This window comes from Streptomyces sp. NPDC045778, assembly GCF_056431945.1.
In genome coordinates this window covers 126420-141262 of sequence record NZ_JBWKJZ010000010.1, presented here as the reverse complement: position 1 = coordinate 141262, position 14843 = coordinate 126420, and the positions used below count along the sequence as shown (strand labels likewise).

Genomic DNA, 14843 nt, shown 5'->3' with positions numbered 1-14843 from the left:
GACTGGCTCGGCGGCCTTCACTGAGGACACGGCACCCGGCCCCCACCCGACCCCCTAGGAGCATGATGACGTCCGACGGCACCAGCGGCAGCAAGCCCCTCGACCACCTCGATCAGGCCGTCATCGACGGGCAGGCGGGGTACTCGAAGCCGTTCCTCAACCTCTACGACCTCATGGTCTACCGCGGCACCGCGCCCCTCCTCTGGAAGTGCCCGCCCGCCGTCTCCCGCAGGTTGTACGACACCGAGGTCGGCGCCCGCCACATGGACATCGGCGTGGGCAGCGGCTACCTGCTGCACCACGCCGGGTTCCCCGTGCCCGACCCGCGGATCACCCTGGTCGACCTCAACCCCAACTCCCTGGCGCACACGGCCCACCGGCTGCGGCGCTACGAGGTCGCCACGGTCCGCGCCAACATCCTGGAGCCGCTGCCCGTGCCGGAGCGGTCGCACGACTCGGTCGGCATGAGCTACCTGCTGCACTGCGTCCCGGGGAGCCTGCGCGAGAAGGGCATCGCCCTCGCGCACGCCGCGGCCGTCGTCCGCCCCGGCGGCGTCGTCTTCGGCACCACCGTCCTCACGGGCGGCGTCCCGGTGACCCGCGCCGCCCGCCGGGCGCTGCGGTCGCTGAACAAGCGGGGCGCCTTCCACAACGAGGACGACCACCTCGACGACCTGCGCGCCCAGCTCGACCAGCACTTCGAACGCCACGACCTGACCGTGCGGGGGTGCGTCGGCATCTTCCGCGGCTGGCCCTCCTCCTGAGACCGCCGCGCGGGGACGGCTTGCCCGGGGCCCCGCGCGGCCCCGGGCGAACGGCCGTGCCGGGGCGGCCGTTCGCGCTTCCCCCGGGACCGGGCGCCACGTACACTCCGAAACTAGCAGCGCTAATTAACCGCTTGTCGGCCGTACACGCTCCGGAGTCGCCGTGCGCACCGTCCACTTCGCCGCCGCCCGCCGCACCCCCATCGGGAGGCTCCGCGGCGCCCTGTCCTCCGTCCGCCCCGACGACCTCGCCGCCGCCGTCGTGCGCGGGCTTCTCGACGACGTGCCCGACCTCGACCCGGCCCGCGTCGACGACGTCTACTGGGGCGCCGCCAACCAGGCGGGCGAGGACAACCGCAACGTGGCCCGCATGGCCGCCCTGCTCGCGGGCCTGCCGGAGTCCGTGCCCGGGGCCACCGTGAACCGGCTGTGCGCGTCGGGCCTCGAAGCCGTCACCACGGCGGCCCGCGCCATCGCCGCGGGCGAGGCCGACATCGTCGTGGCGGGCGGCTCGGAGTCCATGAGCCGCGCCCCGTTCGTCCTGCCACGGCCGGACGAGGCACTGCCGCACCGCGTGGAGACCGTCGACACCCGCCTCGGCTGGCGCCTGGTGAACCCGCGGATGAAGGAGCTGCACGGCCTGCTGTCCATGGGGGAGACCGCGGAGGAGGTCGCCGAGCGCCACGGCGTCTCCCGCGAGCGCCAGGACGCCTTCGCGCTGCGCAGCCACCAGCGCGCCGCCGCCGCCCGCAGACACGGCCACTTCGACGCCGAGCTGCTGCCCGTCACCACCCCGGACGGCACGCTCGTCGACGCCGACGAGGGCATCCGCGAGGACACCTCGTACGAGAAGCTCAGCAAGCTGCGCCCGGTCTTCCGCGAGGGCGGCAGCGTCACCGCGGGCAACGCCTCGCCGATGAACGACGGCGCCGCGGGCCTGCTGCTCGTCAGCGAGGAGGCGCTGCGCGACCTCGGCCTCGCGTCCCTCGGGAGGTACGCGGCCGGGGCCAGCGCCGGTGTCCACCCGGACGTGATGGGCATCGGCCCCGTGCCCGCGACGCGCAAGGCCCTGGCCCGGCTCGGCTGGTCTATCGCGGACGTGCAGGAGGTCGAGGTCAACGAGGCCTTCGCCGCCCAGGCCATCGCCAGCGCGGACACCCTCGGCATCGACCCGGACCTGGTCAACCCGGACGGCGGAGCCATCGCCCTGGGCCACCCCCTGGGCTGCTCCGGCGCCCGGATCCTCACCACGCTCCTGCACCGCATGCGCCGCACCGGGGCCACCCGCGGCCTCGCCACGATGTGCGTCGGCGTGGGCCAGGGCAGCGCCCTGCTCGTCGAGCGCGAACGACCCGCTACGTGAGCGTGACGGCCACGGCGAGCGCCAGCGCCAGGCAGGCGAGCCCCACCGCCGTCACGCCCCACGGCCGGGCGGGCCGCTCCGGGGTGCAACAACAGCACCGCGGGTGCTGGAGGTAGGGGGAGTCGAGCCAGTACGCCCCGACGAGCCGGGCGTGTACCTGGTCCATTGCGCCGTCGCTCTCCATGCCCACACAACGCCGTGGCCCACGGCCGGGCCACGGCAGGGTCAACCATTCCGCCCCAGTACCACGGATAAGGGCGCATTCCTCCCGCGCGGACGTTTGGCGCCGGGATTCCAGGAAAGAAGAACGCGCTTACGGCCGGCTTGCCCGCGCCGCGACCGTGTTCCGCGGCCCGTGGCGGGCCCGTGACGGGTCCTCTCGGCCCTCCCGGCGCGGTGCTCAGCGCGCGTCGACGAGCCCCTGCGCCAGGTCCTCCGCCAGCAGCCGCTTCGCGATCGCGTCGACCGCCGCCGTCAGCCGGCCGTCGTCCTGGACCGCGCCGCCCTCGGGGCGCCGGCCGTCCTTCTCCAGCTCCTCGCCGAGCCAGCGCGTCCACTCCTTGCCGATGACCTCGGCCTCCCGCTCGCCCGCCGGGGTGTGCTGGAAGAGGGTGCCGCTGCGGCTGAGGTAGCCCTCGTCGACCATGCGCTGGAACACCGGCACCAGGACCTCGGGCGGAAGCTGCCGCCGGGCCGCGATGAGGTTCAGGTTCGCGTGGCCGACCAGGCGGGTGAAGAGCGCCACCTGCATCACCGCCCAGGCCCCCGCCAGGTCCAGGCGCGTGTCGGACCGGGTGATGACGGTGCGCGCGGTGCCGAGGCCCTTGCGGCGCAGGATGTTCCCGACGGCCAGCTCCAGGAGCCGGGCCGAGTCGCCCGCCGACGACGGCGAGGCGAAGCCCTCACCCATGTCGTTGGAACTCATCCGTGCGCTGTCGCGCAGCTCCACCTGCTTGAGGAAGAGCGCCACCACGAATCCGATCAGGGCGACCGGCACCGTCCACAGGAACACCGTCTGGAGGGTGTCCGCGTACGCCTCGACGAGGGGCGCAGCCGCCGCGTCCGGCAGCTCGTGCAGCCCCTCCGGGCTCTGCGAGGCCCTCGCGAGCGCGTCCTGCGGCGCGGCACCGGTCCGCGCCGCCTCGGCGATGCCGTCGCGCAGGTTCGGGGCCAGCGTGTTGGCGTAGATCGTGCCGAACACCGCCGTGCCGAACGCGCTGCCGAGGGTGCGGAAGAACGTGACGCCGGAGGTCGCGGTGCCCAGGTCCGCGTACGCGACGGTATTCTGCACGGCGATCGTGAGGACCTGCATGCACAGGCCGATGCCGACGCCGAGCACGAACATGTACAGCGACTCGAGCCACGCGCTGGTCGCGCTGCCCATCAGGGACATCAGGAACAGGCCGAGCGCCATCACCAGCGCGCCCACGATCGGGAAGATCCGGTATGTGCCGGTCCTGCTGACCACGTTGCCGCTGAAGATCGACGCGATGAGGAGCCCGACGACCATCGGAAGGGTCCGCACCCCGGAGATCGTGGCCGAGTCCCCGTCGACGTACTGGAGGTACGTCGGCAGGAACGTCATCGCGCCGAGCATCGCGAAGCCCACGATGAAGCTGAGGACCGAGCAGACCGTGAACACGGGGTTCGCGAACAGGCGCATGGGCAGCATCGGCTCCGCCGCGCGCGTCTCCGCCCAGCAGAAGCCCGCGAGCGCGGCGAGCCCGCCCGCGAACAGACCGATGACGACGCCCGAGCCCCACGCGTACTCGTTGCCGCCCCAGCTCGTCGCGAGGATCAGCGCGCTGGAGCCGATCGCGACGAGCGCGATGCCCAGGTAGTCGATGACGGGCCGCGCCGCCGACCGCACCGACGGGATGGTGCGGGCGGCGGCCACGACGACCAGGATCGCGATGGGCACGTTCACGTAGAACGCCCAGCGCCAGCTCAGATGGTCGGTGAACAGACCGCCCAGCAGCGGTCCGATGACCGTGGACACGCCGAAGACGGCGCCGATCGCGCCCTGGTACTTGCCGCGCTCCCGCAGCGGGATCACATCGGCGATCAGCGCCATCGCCGTGACCATCAGGCCGCCCGCGCCGATGCCCTGCATCGCCCGCCAGGCGATGAGCAGCGACATGTTCGTGGCGAGGCCGCACAGGAAGGAGCCGGTGATGAAGACGACCGCCGACACCTGGAAGACGACCTTGCGGCCGAACAGGTCACCGAACTTGCCGACGAGGACCGTCGCCACCGTCTCCGCCAGCAGGTACGACGTCACCACCCACGACATGTGCGCGGCGCCGCCCAGGTCCGAGACGATCGTGGGCAGGGCCGTGCCGACGATCGTCTGGTCGAGCGCGGCGAGCAGGACGCCCAGCATGATCGTGACGAAGACGACATTGCGGCGGCGCCGGTCCAGGACCGGCGGGCCCTGCACCGGCGCGGGCGCGGCCTCGGCGTGCTCGGTGACGGTCACAGGCACACCCTCACACCGCTGCCGGGCGTGTGCATGCCGGGCCGTCCGGTCCGGTGAAGGACCGGCTCAGTCGCGCGGGCGCCGCCGCAGCAGATAGGTGTCCATGATCCAGCCCTTGCGCGCGCGGGCCTCGGCCCGCAGCCGGGCGATGCGCTCGGCCACCTCGGGCAGCGCCCCGGAGACGAGGACCTCGTCGGGCGTGCCGAGGTAGGCGCCCCAGTAGATGTCGAGGTCGTCCCGGTCGGCGTACCGCTGGAAGGCCTGCCGCGCGTCCAGCATCACCACCACGTCGTCCACGCCCTCGGGGAAGCCCTCGTCGCTCAGGCGGCGGCCCGTGGTGACCTGGAAGGGGCGCCCCACGCGGTTCAGGCCCACGCGGTGCCGGGCCGCCAGCGCGGACACGCTGCTGACCCCGGGCACGACGTCGTGGACGAAGGTGACGGACCCGCGGCCCAGGACGTCCTCCAGGATCGCGAGCGTGCTGTCGTACAGGGCGGGATCGCCCCACACCAGGAACGCGCCGGTGCCCTCCGCGTCCAGCTCGTCGGCGATCATCCGCTCGTACAGGTCGGCGCGGCGGGCGCGCCAGTCGTCGACCGCGCCGGCGTAGGCGACGCGGTCCGCCTCCTGCGCGCGCCGCGGGTCGCGGGCCTCCACGACGCGGTACGCCCCGTCCGGGCGGTGGGCGTCGAGCATGCCCCGGCGCAGCGCGACCAGGTCCTCTTTCTCCGCGCCCTTGTCGAGGACGAAGAACACGTCGGTGTCCCTCATCGCCTTGACCGCTTGCAGGGTCAGCTGGTCGGGGTCGCCCGCGCCGATCCCGATGACATGAATCCTTCGCACGTCAGGAGTGTGTCACCCGTCCGTACGCGCCGCGCCGGGGGCCAGTACCGGCGCGACCGCCGCCGCGTCCAGGGGCACATCGCCCCGCTCCACCCGCGCGGCCAACCCTCGCGCCCACGCGGTCAGTTCCGGCACGCCGATCCCGTAGGGGCGCTCGCGCCCGGGCGCCGCCGCGCTCCACGCCGCGACGGCGCCCGCACCCCTGAGCAGCAGCCGCGCCCCGCCCTTCGCGTTGCCGCGCGCCGCGTGCGTCAGGCCGACGGCGAGCTGCGCGAGCCCCTGCCACAGGCCGCGCTCCTCGGCGGGCCCCGACTTCCAGGCGTCCTCGAAGACCTCGTGCGCGTGGAAGGGCCGCCCGGCGTCGAGGAGCGCCTGGGCCTCCGCGAGGGTCCCGGCCGGAGTGCGGGTCACGCCCTCCGGCTGCCGCTCGACGCCGTCGGCCCCGTACGGCAGCGGCCGCCCGAGCCCGTCGCGCGGCCGCGCGCTGCGCGCCCGGCCCTCCGTGTCCCGGTCCCGGCCGCCTGGTCCAAGTGCGCTCGTCATACGGCGATTCTCCCGCCGCGGGCCCCCACCCCGCCGCCGGGCGGTGACCTGCGGCGGGGGCGGCTGAACCACCCCCGCACGTGGGGTAGAGTTCTACCTGCGTGATCACGCGGAACACACCGCGAGGAAAACGCACCGGGACGTGGCGCAGCTTGGTAGCGCACTTGACTGGGGGTCAAGGGGTCGCAGGTTCAAATCCTGTCGTCCCGACTTTGCGAAGTCGCGAGTCGAGGGGCCGTTTCAGAGAGATCTGAAACGGCCCCTCGGTCGTTCCCGACCGCTGGCTATGCTGCCGCCGTGCGAAGCGCTCAGGGAAGCGCTCAAACGAACAGCGGCGCGAGGGGGCAGCAGCATGCGCGAACCGGTGGACCTCAGGCGGCAGCGGATCCTCGCCGCGGTGCGGTCGCGCGGCGCGACCCGGGTCAGCGATCTCGCGGCGGAACTCGCGGTCTCCGTGGTCACGCTCCGGCGCGACGTGGAGGAGCTGGCCCGCGAGGGCAAGCTGCGCCGCGGCCACGGGGTGGCCCGGCCGGTCACGGACGAGACCGAGCGCCCCGCGCCCCTCGCGCCCGGGCCCGCGGCGGCCGACGGTGGGCCGGTCGCCGTCGTCGTGCCGGAGCGCCACTCGTATCTGTACGAGACGCTGCACGGGGCCCGCTCCGCCTTCGAGGAGGCGGGGGTCCGCATCGCCCTGCACATCGCCCCGGCCGCGCCGGGCGCGGAACGGCCCCTGGTGGAGCGGGCGTTGGCGGACGGCGCGCGGGGCCTGCTCATCGCGCCGCGCTGGCGCAGCCGCGCCACCGAGGAGGCCGACTACGCCTGGCTCGCGCGCGTGGAGGTGCCCACGGTCGTGATGGAGCGCAGGCCCCGTCGCGGCGGCGCGCTGCACGCCGTCGACGCGGTGTGCACGGACCACTGGTACGGCGTCCACCTCGCCGTCGAGCACCTCACGGGCCTCGGGCACCGGCGCCTCGTGCTCGCCGCGCGCGACGACAGCCCGACGGCGCGCGCCCTGCGCGCGGCGTTCACCGAGATCGCGGCGGGCCACCCCGGCGTGGACGAGTGGGCGCTCGCCCTCAGCTCCGCCGGGGCCGTTCCCGACCCGGCGGCGCAGGCCGCCGAGCAGCCGGTCGACCTGCCGTCGCTGCTCGCCGACACGGGTGCGACGGCCGCCGTCCTGCACGGCGACGTGGACGCGCTGATGCTGGTGCAGGCGTTGCGCGACAGCGGGGTGCGGGTCCCCGAGGACTGCTCTGTGATCGCGTACGACGACGTGGTCGCGGGGCTCGGCAGCACCCCGCTGACGGCCGTGTCCCCGCCCAAGGCCGACATCGGCCGGGCGGCGGCCGAGCTGCTGCTGCGACGGCTCGCGCTGGGCGCGGGGCCTGTGCGGCGCCTTGAGCTGCTGCCCGAGCTGAAGGTCCGCGGCTCCACCCGACCGCTGCGCGGGGCTTGAGCCGTATGGAGGCTGCCGCGCCGGTCGTCCTTCGTCTGCGGGCCGCCAGGGGCTGGTCGCGCCCGCGCGGCGGAGCCGCAGATGAGCACAGCCCCGCGCCCCTTCGGGGCGCTGCTGGATGCCCGGCCTCAACTGCGCCACCGCGATGAGCGTTTGATCGGTTTAGCTTCTTCTGAGCGTTCTATTGACCAGGTCCGCTCAGCCGATCAGTATTCCCGTGACTCGGACACGCAGGAGCCCCGGGAGGCGCCCATGCCTGGTCGACACAGCCGCCCCAGCCGTCGAGGAGTACTCGCCGCGCTGCCGCTCGCAGGTGCTCTCGCCGCTTGCGGCGGGGCCGAGAGGGGCACCAGGCGCACCAAAGGCACCACCACCCTCACCTTCTGGTCCGCGCTGCGCGGCAGCCAGGAGGTCGTGGACGCGTTCAACCGCACGCACGACCACATCCAGGTCGACTTCCAGCAGGTGCCGTCCGGCAACCACGGCGGCTACGCGAAGCTCAGCAACGCGGCCCGCGCGGGCAACGCCCCCGACGTCGCCACGATCGAGTACCCCCAGGTGCCGGGCTTCGCCATAGACGGGGTCGCCCGCGACATCACACCGCTGCTGGGCGATGCGCTGCGGGCCAAGCTGCTGCCCCAGGCGCTCGGCCTGACCACCTTCGAGAAGCGCACGTACAGCGTGCCGCTCGACGTGGAGCCGATGGTGCTGCACTACCGCCAGGACCTCTTCGAGCGGTACGGCTTCGACGTCCCCGCCACCTGGGACGAGTTCGCCGACCTTGCCCGCGAGGTGCCGGACCGGCTCGGCGGGGGCCGCAAGCTGGCGGTCTTCCCCACGGACGGCGCGTCGCACTTCGCCGCCTGGGCCTGGCAGGCGGGCGCCCAGTGGTTCGACACCTCCAAGGGCGCCTGGAACGTGTCCCTCGCGGACGCCCCGACCCGGCGCGTGGCGGCGTACTGGCAGCGCCTGATCGACGAGGACCTCGTCCACGTCAACGCCGTCGAGAGCCGCCTGGCCGACGCCCAGATCGCGGGCGGGCTCGTCCTGACCCGGCTGAGCGGCGCCTGGGAGGCGGGCGCGCAGATGAACGCGCGGCCGGGCCAGAAGGGCCGCTGGCGGATCGCGCCGCTGCCGCAGTGGGACCCGGACCGGCCCGCCGTCGGCACGCACGGCGGCTCCACCTTCGCCGTGACGAAGGACAGCAGGCACCCCGAGGCCGCCATGGAGTTCATCGCATGGCAGGTCTCCCACCCCGACGCCCTCAAGGCGCGCCTCTCCAGCGGCGCGAGCAGCCAGTACCCGGCAGCCCGAGAGCTGGTGGCCGTCGGCCGCGCGGCCTTCGACCGCGGCTACTACGGCGGGCAGGACATCTACGCGCTCTTCGACGACGAGGCCCGCAAGATCCGCGACGGCTGGGTGTGGGGCCCCCGGATGACCGCCACCGGCAAGGTCATGCAGGACGCCTTCGCCCGCGCGGGCGGCGGCTCCGGCACCGTCCTGTCCGCCGTGCGCGCCGCGCAGGACGGCACGATGCCCGACCTCAAGGCGCTGGGCCTGGCCACCACCCAGCACTCCACCTGAACGCCCGCACCCCGAAAGGCAGGTGACCCCCATGACCGCGACAGCCCACGCCCCCGCGGCACCCGCGCCGCGGCGGACCGCCGACGCGCCCGGGCGCTCGGCCAAGCGCGTGGCCGAGCGCCGCGGACGCACCGCGGCGGGCGTCCTGATGGCCCCGTTCTTCCTCCTCCTCGCCGCCGTCTTCCTCGTCCCCGTCGGCACCGCGGTGTGGCTGAGCCTCTTCAGCGACGACCAGCCGGGCCTCGGCTTCGGCCCCGAGCGCACCGTCTTCGTCGGCGCCCGCTCCTACGCCGCGGTGCTCAGCGACCCGACCTTCCTGTCCGGGCTCGGCACGGTCGCCCTGTACTGCCTGCTCTACGTCCCGCTGCTGGTGCTCGGCTCCCTCGCCCTCGCGCTGCTCCTCGACTCCGGCGTCGTACGGCTGCGCGCCTGGGCCCAGCTCGGCCTGTTCCTGCCGCACGCGGTGCCCGGCATCATCGCCGCCCTGATCTGGCTCTACCTGTACACACCCGGCATCAGCCCGGTCGTCGACGCCCTCGGCAAGGCCGACGTCACCGTGGACTTCCTCGGCCTGCACACCACGCTGCCGTCCCTCGTGAACATCGCCCTGTGGAGCAACCTCGGCTACAACATGGTCGTCTTCTACGCCGCCCTCCAGGCGGTCCCGCGCGAGGTCGTCGAGGCGGCGGTCGTGGACGGGGCCGGGCCGGTGCGCACCGCGCTCCAGGTGAAGACGCCGCTCGTGCGCTCCTCGGTCGTGGTGGTCGCGATGTTCACCCTGATCTGGGCGCTCCAGCTGTTCACCGAGCCGATGCTGCTCAGCCAGTCCTCGCAGATGATCAACTCCCGTTTCTCGCCCAGCATGTACATCTACGACGCCGCCTTCACCCGCAACAACTACTCCCTCGCGGCCGCCGCTTCGGTGATCCTCCTCGCCCTCACCATCGCCGTCTCCTACGGTGTCACCCGCTGGACGAGCCGCGCGGACCGGACCGACCGTACAGACCGGGCCGACCGGACCGAGGGGGCCACCCGATGAGCGCCCCCGGGCCCGGCCTGCCGCGCCCCCGCCTGCTCGGCCGGGCCACCGCCAACGCGGTCGTCGCGCTCGTCGTCCTCTACACGCTCCTGCCGGTCCTGTGGCTGGTGCTCGCCGCGACGAAGACCCGCGACGCCCTGTTCAGCAGCAGCCTGCTGTCCTTCGGCGACTTCTCCCTGGTCCAGAACGTCGAGGACGTCTTCGCCATGGACGGCGGCCTCTACGGCCGCTGGTACGGCAACAGCCTGCTCTACGCCGTCCTGGGCGCGGCCCTCGGCGCGCTGATCAGCGTCGCCTGCGGCTACGCCTTCGACAAGTACCGCTTCCGGCACAAGGAGAAGCTGTTCGGCCTGGTGCTCGCCGCCGTCATGGTGCCGCAGACGGTCCTCGCCCTGCCGCTGTACCTGCTGGCCTCCGAGGCCGGCCTGGTGAACACCTTCTGGGCGGTCTTCGTCCCGGTCCTCTTCAACCCGTTCGGCGTGTACCTGGGCCGGATCTTCAGCCAGGGCTACGTGCCCGACGAGGTCCTGGAGGCGGCCCGCGTCGACGGCGCGGGCGAGCTGACGACGTACGTCCGGGTCTCCCTGCGGATGCTCGGCCCCGGCCTGGTCACGGTGTTCCTCTTCCAGCTCACCGCGATCTGGAACAACTTCTTCCTGCCGATGGTGATGCTCTCCGACCAGGACCTGTACCCGGTGAGCCTCGGCCTCTACCAGTGGAACAGCCAGGCGACCGTCTCGCCCGAGTACTACCCGGTGGTGATCACCGGATCGCTGCTCGCCGTCGTCCCGCTCATACTCGCCTTCGCCCTCCTCCAGCGGTTCTGGCGCTCCGGGCTCACGGCGGGGGCGGTCAAGTGACCCCGCCCCGCGCCGCGCTCGCCATGTCGTCGCGGGCCGCGGCGGCCGTCTTCGCGCCGCGCTCGCTCGCCGCGCTCGCCGAGGTGTGCGACCTGGCGCCGCCGCCCGCGCTCGACGACCTGACGACCGCCCGCGCCCGGGAGGTGCTCGCCGGCGTCGAGGTCCTCGTGACGGGCTGGGGCTGCCCGCCGCTCGACGCCGGCGTGCTCGCGGCGGCGCCCCGCCTCAAGGCGGTGGTGCACGCGGCCGGTTCGGTGCGCGGCCACGTCACCGACGCCTGCTGGGAACGGGGCGTCGCGGTGTCGTCGGCCGCCGCCGCCAACGCGCTGCCGGTCGCCGAGTACACCCTCGCGATGATCCTGCTGCACGGCAAGCACGTCCTGGAGCGGGCCCGCGCCTACCGCAGGGACCGCGAGCGCGCCGACTGGCTGCGCACCCCCCGCGAGGTGGGCAACTACCGCCGCACCGTGGGCATCCTCTCCGCGTCCCTGATCGGCCGCCGGGTCATCGAGCTGCTGCGCCCCTTCGACTTCGATGTGCTCCTTCACGACCCGTACGTCACCGGGGCGGAGGCCGCGGCACTCGGCGCGGAGCCGGTGGACCTGCCCGGGCTCTTCGCCCGCGGCGACCTCGTGAGCGTGCACACGCCGCTCCTGCCCGCAACGCGCGGCCTGGTCGGCCGGGACCTGCTCGCCTCGATGCGGCCGGGAGCCACCCTGATCAACACCTCGCGCGGCGCCGTCGTCGACCAGGACGCCCTCACCGACGTGGTGCGGGCGGGCCGGATCCGGGCGGTGCTCGACGTGACGGACCCCGAGGTCCTGCCCGCCGCCCACCCGCTGTGGGACTGCCCGAACGCCCTGATCACCCCGCACCTCGCGGGCTCGCAGGGCAACGAGTGGCAGCGCCTCGCCGACACGGCCGTCGCCGAGGTGGCCCGCTGGGCCGCGGGCGAGGGCCTCGCCCATCCCGTACGACGCGAAAGGCTGGCGTACCTGGCATGAGCCTCCCCTTCGACCTGCCCGCGCAGGACCGGGACCTGAGCCCGCACACCGGGTACACCCGCGCCCACTGGGAAGCCGTCGCCGACGGGCTCCTCGGCGCCGCGTGGCGCTGGGCCACGCCCGAAGGCGCCCTGCTCGGCCTGCCGGGCCGCCCGTCGGCGTCCGGCGCCCGCTCGGACGGACTCGAAGGCTACGCCCGTACGTTCCTCGCGGCGGGCTTCCGCGTCGCGGGCGCGGGCGGCGCCGACCCGCGCGGCTGGCTCGAACGGTACGCGCGGGGCCTCGCCGCGGGCACCCGCGCCCCCGGCCGCGACGACACCGAGTCGTGGCCGCTGATCCTCGACCACCATGTGCGGGGCCAGCCGATGGTCGAGTCGGCGTCCGTCGCGCTCGGCCTCGCGCTGACCCGGCCGTGGCTGTGGGACCGCCTCGAAGGCGATGTACAGGACCGCGCCGAGCACTGGCTGCGCGGCGCGCTCACGCATGTGCCCGCGCCCAACAACTGGTACCTGTTCCCCTTCATGGTGGCGTCCTTCCTGGAGTCCGTCGGCCGGGGCGACGCGGCCACCGCCCGCGCAGGGGAACGCGCGCTCGGCCTCCTGGAGACGTGGTACCGGGGCGACGGCTGGTACGCCGACGGCGACGGGCGGGCCTTCGACCACTACAACGGCTGGGCCCTGCACTTCTATCCGCTGCTGCACGCCCACCTGACGGGCGACACGGCCCTCGCCGACCGGCTCGGGCCGCGCCTGCGCACGTACCTGGAGGGCTACGCGCTCCTCTTCGGCGGGGACGGCGCGCCCGTCCACTTCGGGCGCTCGCTCACCTACCGCTTCGCGGCCGCGGCGGCCGTCGGCGTGGGCGCGGTCACCGGCCACACCCCGCTCGCGCCCGGCACCTCCCGCCGTATAGCCAGCGGGGCCCTGCGGCACTTCCTCGACCGCGGCGCGCTCACCCCCGACGGGCTGCTGAGCCTCGGCTGGCACGGGCCGCACCCGGCCACGCTCCAGCCCTACTCGGGCCCCGCGTCCCCGTACTGGGCGGCGAAGGCCTTCGTGGCGCTGCTCGCCCCCGCGCGCGACCCGCTGTGGACGGCGCCCGAGGATCCGGCCCCGAGCGAGACCGCGGACCGGGTGCTCGCGCTGCCCGCGCCGGGCCTCCTCATACAGGCGACACGCGCGGACGGGATCGTACGGCTGCACAACCACGGCAGCGACCACGTCCGGCCGCACGAGGGCGAGGCGGCGGACCAGGACGACCCGCACTACGGGCGGCTCGCCTACTCCACGCACACCGGCCCCACCTCGCCCGCCGACGCGGCGGACAACCACCTGTCGGTGGTGGTCGACGGGGTCGCGAGCGTGCGCCGCCGCATCCGTCCGCTCGGCGCGGGGCACGGTGACGGATGGGGCTGGGCCGCCTCCTGGCACCGGCCGGTGTTCGCGTCCGGTCCTCCCATGGTCCCCGGCCTGCGCGTGGAGAGCGTGACCGTCGCGCGCGGCCGCTACGAGGTGCGGGTCCACCGGGTCGTGGGCGCTCCGCCCGGCGCGCGGGTGACGCTCACCGGTTGGCCCACGCGGGCGCTCCGCTCGGACCTCTCCGGCTTGTACGGCTGGGACGGGCGGGACGAGGTGCGGGCCCCCGAGGGCACGGCGTACGAGCCGTGGGCGCGGCTGCCCCGGCTCACGGCCACCGCCGAGGGCACCGGGGTGTTCGTGGCCCTGGCCTCGCTGAGCGGGGCCGGGCCGGCGGCCGGTGCGGCCGAGCCGGTCCGCGAGGTCACCCTGTCCGGCGGGGAGGTGCGGGTGCGCTGGACGGACGGCTCCCGCACGGCCGTCACCTTCGAGCCGCTGACGGTCCACCACGTCCCCGGCTGAGCCCGGGCCATCGCCCGGCGTCAGGCGGCGTCGAGCACCTCGCGGAGCTTCGCGGCGAACGGCTCCGGCTCGCCGTGCTGGCCGTACTCGCCGCCGAGGAAGCCTCCGTGGTGGCTGGGGAAGACCTCCGCGGGCGTGCCGAGGCGCTCGGCGATCGCGAGGCCCGAACGGGCCGCCAGCTCGGTCCGGGACTCTGCGCCGACCGCGATGACGATCCGCGTCGAGGCGGCGGACAGGGCGTCGAAGTCGGGCCGGTAGCCGCAGCAGCCGCGGAGGTTCTGCGCGAGGAGCACGTCGTCGCGGGAGCCGTCGTCCTCGGTGGGAAGGCCGAAGTCGGCCGGGTTCGGCGCGGGAGCGTCGGCGTACGTGTCCGGCAGCGGTCCCTTCTGCATCGTCAGCGTGATGAACTTGGCCATCGCGGGCCCCATGCCCTCGCGCTCGTACGTCCGGTGGATGTCCTCGACGGCGGCCCACGCCTGCTCGTGGTCCGCCACCATCCGCACCGCGGGGGGCTCGTGCGCCACCAGGGTGCGCACCAGGCCGGGGTGGCGCGCGACGAGCGCGAGGCCGTTCACCGCGCCGCCGCTGCTGGCGAAGACGTCCACCGGCCCGACGCCGAGGGCCTCGATCAGCCGCCGCACGTCGTCGGCGTGCTCCTCCGGCGTCAGCTCCCCCTTGCCGTCGGTGCGGACGCTGCGCCCGGTCCCGCGCGGGTCGTAGGTGACGACGACCCGGTCGGTGAGGTACGAGGCGAGCGTCGTGAACCCGACGGCGTCCATGGGCGATCCGATGAGGAGCAGCGCGGGGCGGTCCGCGCCCGCGTCCCGCAGCTCACCCCGGACGTCGTACGTGAGCGTCGCCCCGGACGTGTCCAGGGTGTGGGTCTCGGGCTTCGTGGTCATGATGTCTCCTCGGCTCTTCGCGGAGCGGCGCGACCGCTCTCACGTATAGGACGGCCGGGCCCGCCGAAAGTCATCGCCGTCGCGGCGGAAACGTGACGTCATGGGGGAGCGCCCGCGCGGCGAACGGGC

The 14843-nt window shown here is 74.3% G+C and carries 12 protein-coding genes and 1 tRNA gene; 9 read left to right on the top strand and 4 right to left on the bottom strand.

Going from position 1 to position 14843, the window contains the following annotated elements:
- Positions 1 to 62 precede the first annotated feature (62 nt).
- Positions 63 to 764 carry a class I SAM-dependent methyltransferase gene (locus tag AC07GB_RS15370; RefSeq protein WP_478845473.1) on the top strand — a complete coding sequence of 234 codons (702 nt, stop codon included), beginning with the start codon at positions 63 to 65 and terminating at the stop codon, positions 762 to 764.
- A gap of 163 nt (positions 765 to 927) precedes the next feature.
- Entirely contained in the window at positions 928 to 2127 is a 1200-nt protein-coding gene (locus AC07GB_RS15365) for a thiolase family protein (protein WP_478845471.1), read from the top strand.
- Between the two features lie 400 nt (positions 2128 to 2527).
- Here the strand turns inward: AC07GB_RS15365 and AC07GB_RS15360 are convergent, their stop codons facing one another.
- The 3 genes from AC07GB_RS15360 to AC07GB_RS15350 all read right to left on the bottom strand — a co-directional run bounded on the left by AC07GB_RS15360 (position 2528) and on the right by AC07GB_RS15350 (position 5992).
- Complete coding sequence (locus AC07GB_RS15360) at positions 2528 to 4606, bottom strand: MDR family MFS transporter (RefSeq protein ID WP_478845469.1); 2079 nt, start codon at positions 4604 to 4606, stop codon at positions 2528 to 2530.
- 66 nt (positions 4607 to 4672) lie between these two features.
- Complete coding sequence (gene cobF, locus AC07GB_RS15355; protein ID WP_478845467.1) at positions 4673 to 5449, bottom strand: precorrin-6A synthase (deacetylating); 777 nt, start codon at positions 5447 to 5449, stop codon at positions 4673 to 4675.
- Between the two features lie 12 nt (positions 5450 to 5461).
- On the bottom strand, positions 5462 to 5992 hold the full coding sequence (locus AC07GB_RS15350) for a DUF309 domain-containing protein (RefSeq protein WP_478845465.1): 531 nt from the start codon (positions 5990 to 5992) through the stop codon (positions 5462 to 5464).
- Positions 5993 to 6128: 136 nt separating this feature from the next.
- On the opposite strand from AC07GB_RS15350, the gene AC07GB_RS15345 reads away from it, so the two are divergent.
- The 7 genes from AC07GB_RS15345 to AC07GB_RS15315 all read left to right on the top strand — a co-directional run bounded on the left by AC07GB_RS15345 (position 6129) and on the right by AC07GB_RS15315 (position 13812).
- A tRNA-Pro gene (locus AC07GB_RS15345) sits at positions 6129 to 6202 on the top strand.
- Between the two features lie 142 nt (positions 6203 to 6344).
- Positions 6345 to 7448, top strand: a complete 1104-nt coding sequence (locus AC07GB_RS15340) for a substrate-binding domain-containing protein (RefSeq protein ID WP_478845463.1) — start codon at positions 6345 to 6347, stop codon at positions 7446 to 7448.
- A gap of 252 nt (positions 7449 to 7700) precedes the next feature.
- Positions 7701 to 9032: an ABC transporter substrate-binding protein gene (locus AC07GB_RS15335; RefSeq protein ID WP_478845461.1), complete on the top strand. Its 1332-nt coding sequence runs from the start codon at positions 7701 to 7703 to the stop codon at positions 9030 to 9032.
- A gap of 31 nt (positions 9033 to 9063) precedes the next feature.
- Complete coding sequence (locus tag AC07GB_RS15330) at positions 9064 to 10071, top strand: carbohydrate ABC transporter permease (RefSeq protein ID WP_478845459.1); 1008 nt, start codon at positions 9064 to 9066, stop codon at positions 10069 to 10071.
- Positions 10068 to 10931: a carbohydrate ABC transporter permease gene (locus tag AC07GB_RS15325; protein ID WP_478845457.1), complete on the top strand. Its 864-nt coding sequence runs from the start codon at positions 10068 to 10070 to the stop codon at positions 10929 to 10931. The genes AC07GB_RS15330 and AC07GB_RS15325 overlap by 4 nt, the downstream gene beginning before the upstream one ends.
- Before the next feature lie 23 nt (positions 10932 to 10954).
- Positions 10955 to 11935 carry a hydroxyacid dehydrogenase gene (locus tag AC07GB_RS15320; RefSeq protein ID WP_478845668.1) on the top strand — a complete coding sequence of 327 codons (981 nt, stop codon included), beginning with the start codon at positions 10955 to 10957 and terminating at the stop codon, positions 11933 to 11935.
- A complete protein-coding gene (locus AC07GB_RS15315; protein ID WP_478845455.1) occupies positions 11932 to 13812 on the top strand; it encodes a DUF2264 domain-containing protein in 1881 nt (626 codons plus the stop codon). Before AC07GB_RS15320 ends, AC07GB_RS15315 begins: the two co-directional genes overlap by 4 nt.
- A gap of 20 nt (positions 13813 to 13832) precedes the next feature.
- On the opposite strand, the gene AC07GB_RS15310 is transcribed toward AC07GB_RS15315, so the two are convergent.
- Positions 13833 to 14714, bottom strand: coding sequence for an alpha/beta fold hydrolase (locus AC07GB_RS15310; RefSeq protein WP_478845453.1), 882 nt, complete (start codon positions 14712 to 14714; stop codon positions 13833 to 13835).
- Positions 14715 to 14843: the final 129 nt, after the last annotated feature.

Bases quoted from the DNA above. Each gene is read 5' to 3' on its own strand.
- AC07GB_RS15325 (WP_478845457.1), top strand. From the start codon at position 10,068: ATGAGCGCCCCCGGGCCCGGCCTGCCGCGCCCCCGCCTGCTCGGCCGG.
- AC07GB_RS15350 (WP_478845465.1), bottom strand. From the start codon at position 5,992: ATGACGAGCGCACTTGGACCAGGCGGCCGGGACCGGGACACGGAGGGC.
- AC07GB_RS15340 (WP_478845463.1), top strand. From the start codon at position 6,345: ATGCGCGAACCGGTGGACCTCAGGCGGCAGCGGATCCTCGCCGCGGTG.
- AC07GB_RS15330 (WP_478845459.1), top strand. From the start codon at position 9,064: ATGACCGCGACAGCCCACGCCCCCGCGGCACCCGCGCCGCGGCGGACC.
- AC07GB_RS15370 (WP_478845473.1), top strand. From the start codon at position 63: ATGATGACGTCCGACGGCACCAGCGGCAGCAAGCCCCTCGACCACCTC.
- AC07GB_RS15320 (WP_478845668.1), top strand. From the start codon at position 10,955: ATGTCGTCGCGGGCCGCGGCGGCCGTCTTCGCGCCGCGCTCGCTCGCC.
- AC07GB_RS15335 (WP_478845461.1), top strand. From the start codon at position 7,701: ATGCCTGGTCGACACAGCCGCCCCAGCCGTCGAGGAGTACTCGCCGCG.
- AC07GB_RS15310 (WP_478845453.1), bottom strand. From the start codon at position 14,714: ATGACCACGAAGCCCGAGACCCACACCCTGGACACGTCCGGGGCGACG.
- AC07GB_RS15315 (WP_478845455.1), top strand. From the start codon at position 11,932: ATGAGCCTCCCCTTCGACCTGCCCGCGCAGGACCGGGACCTGAGCCCG.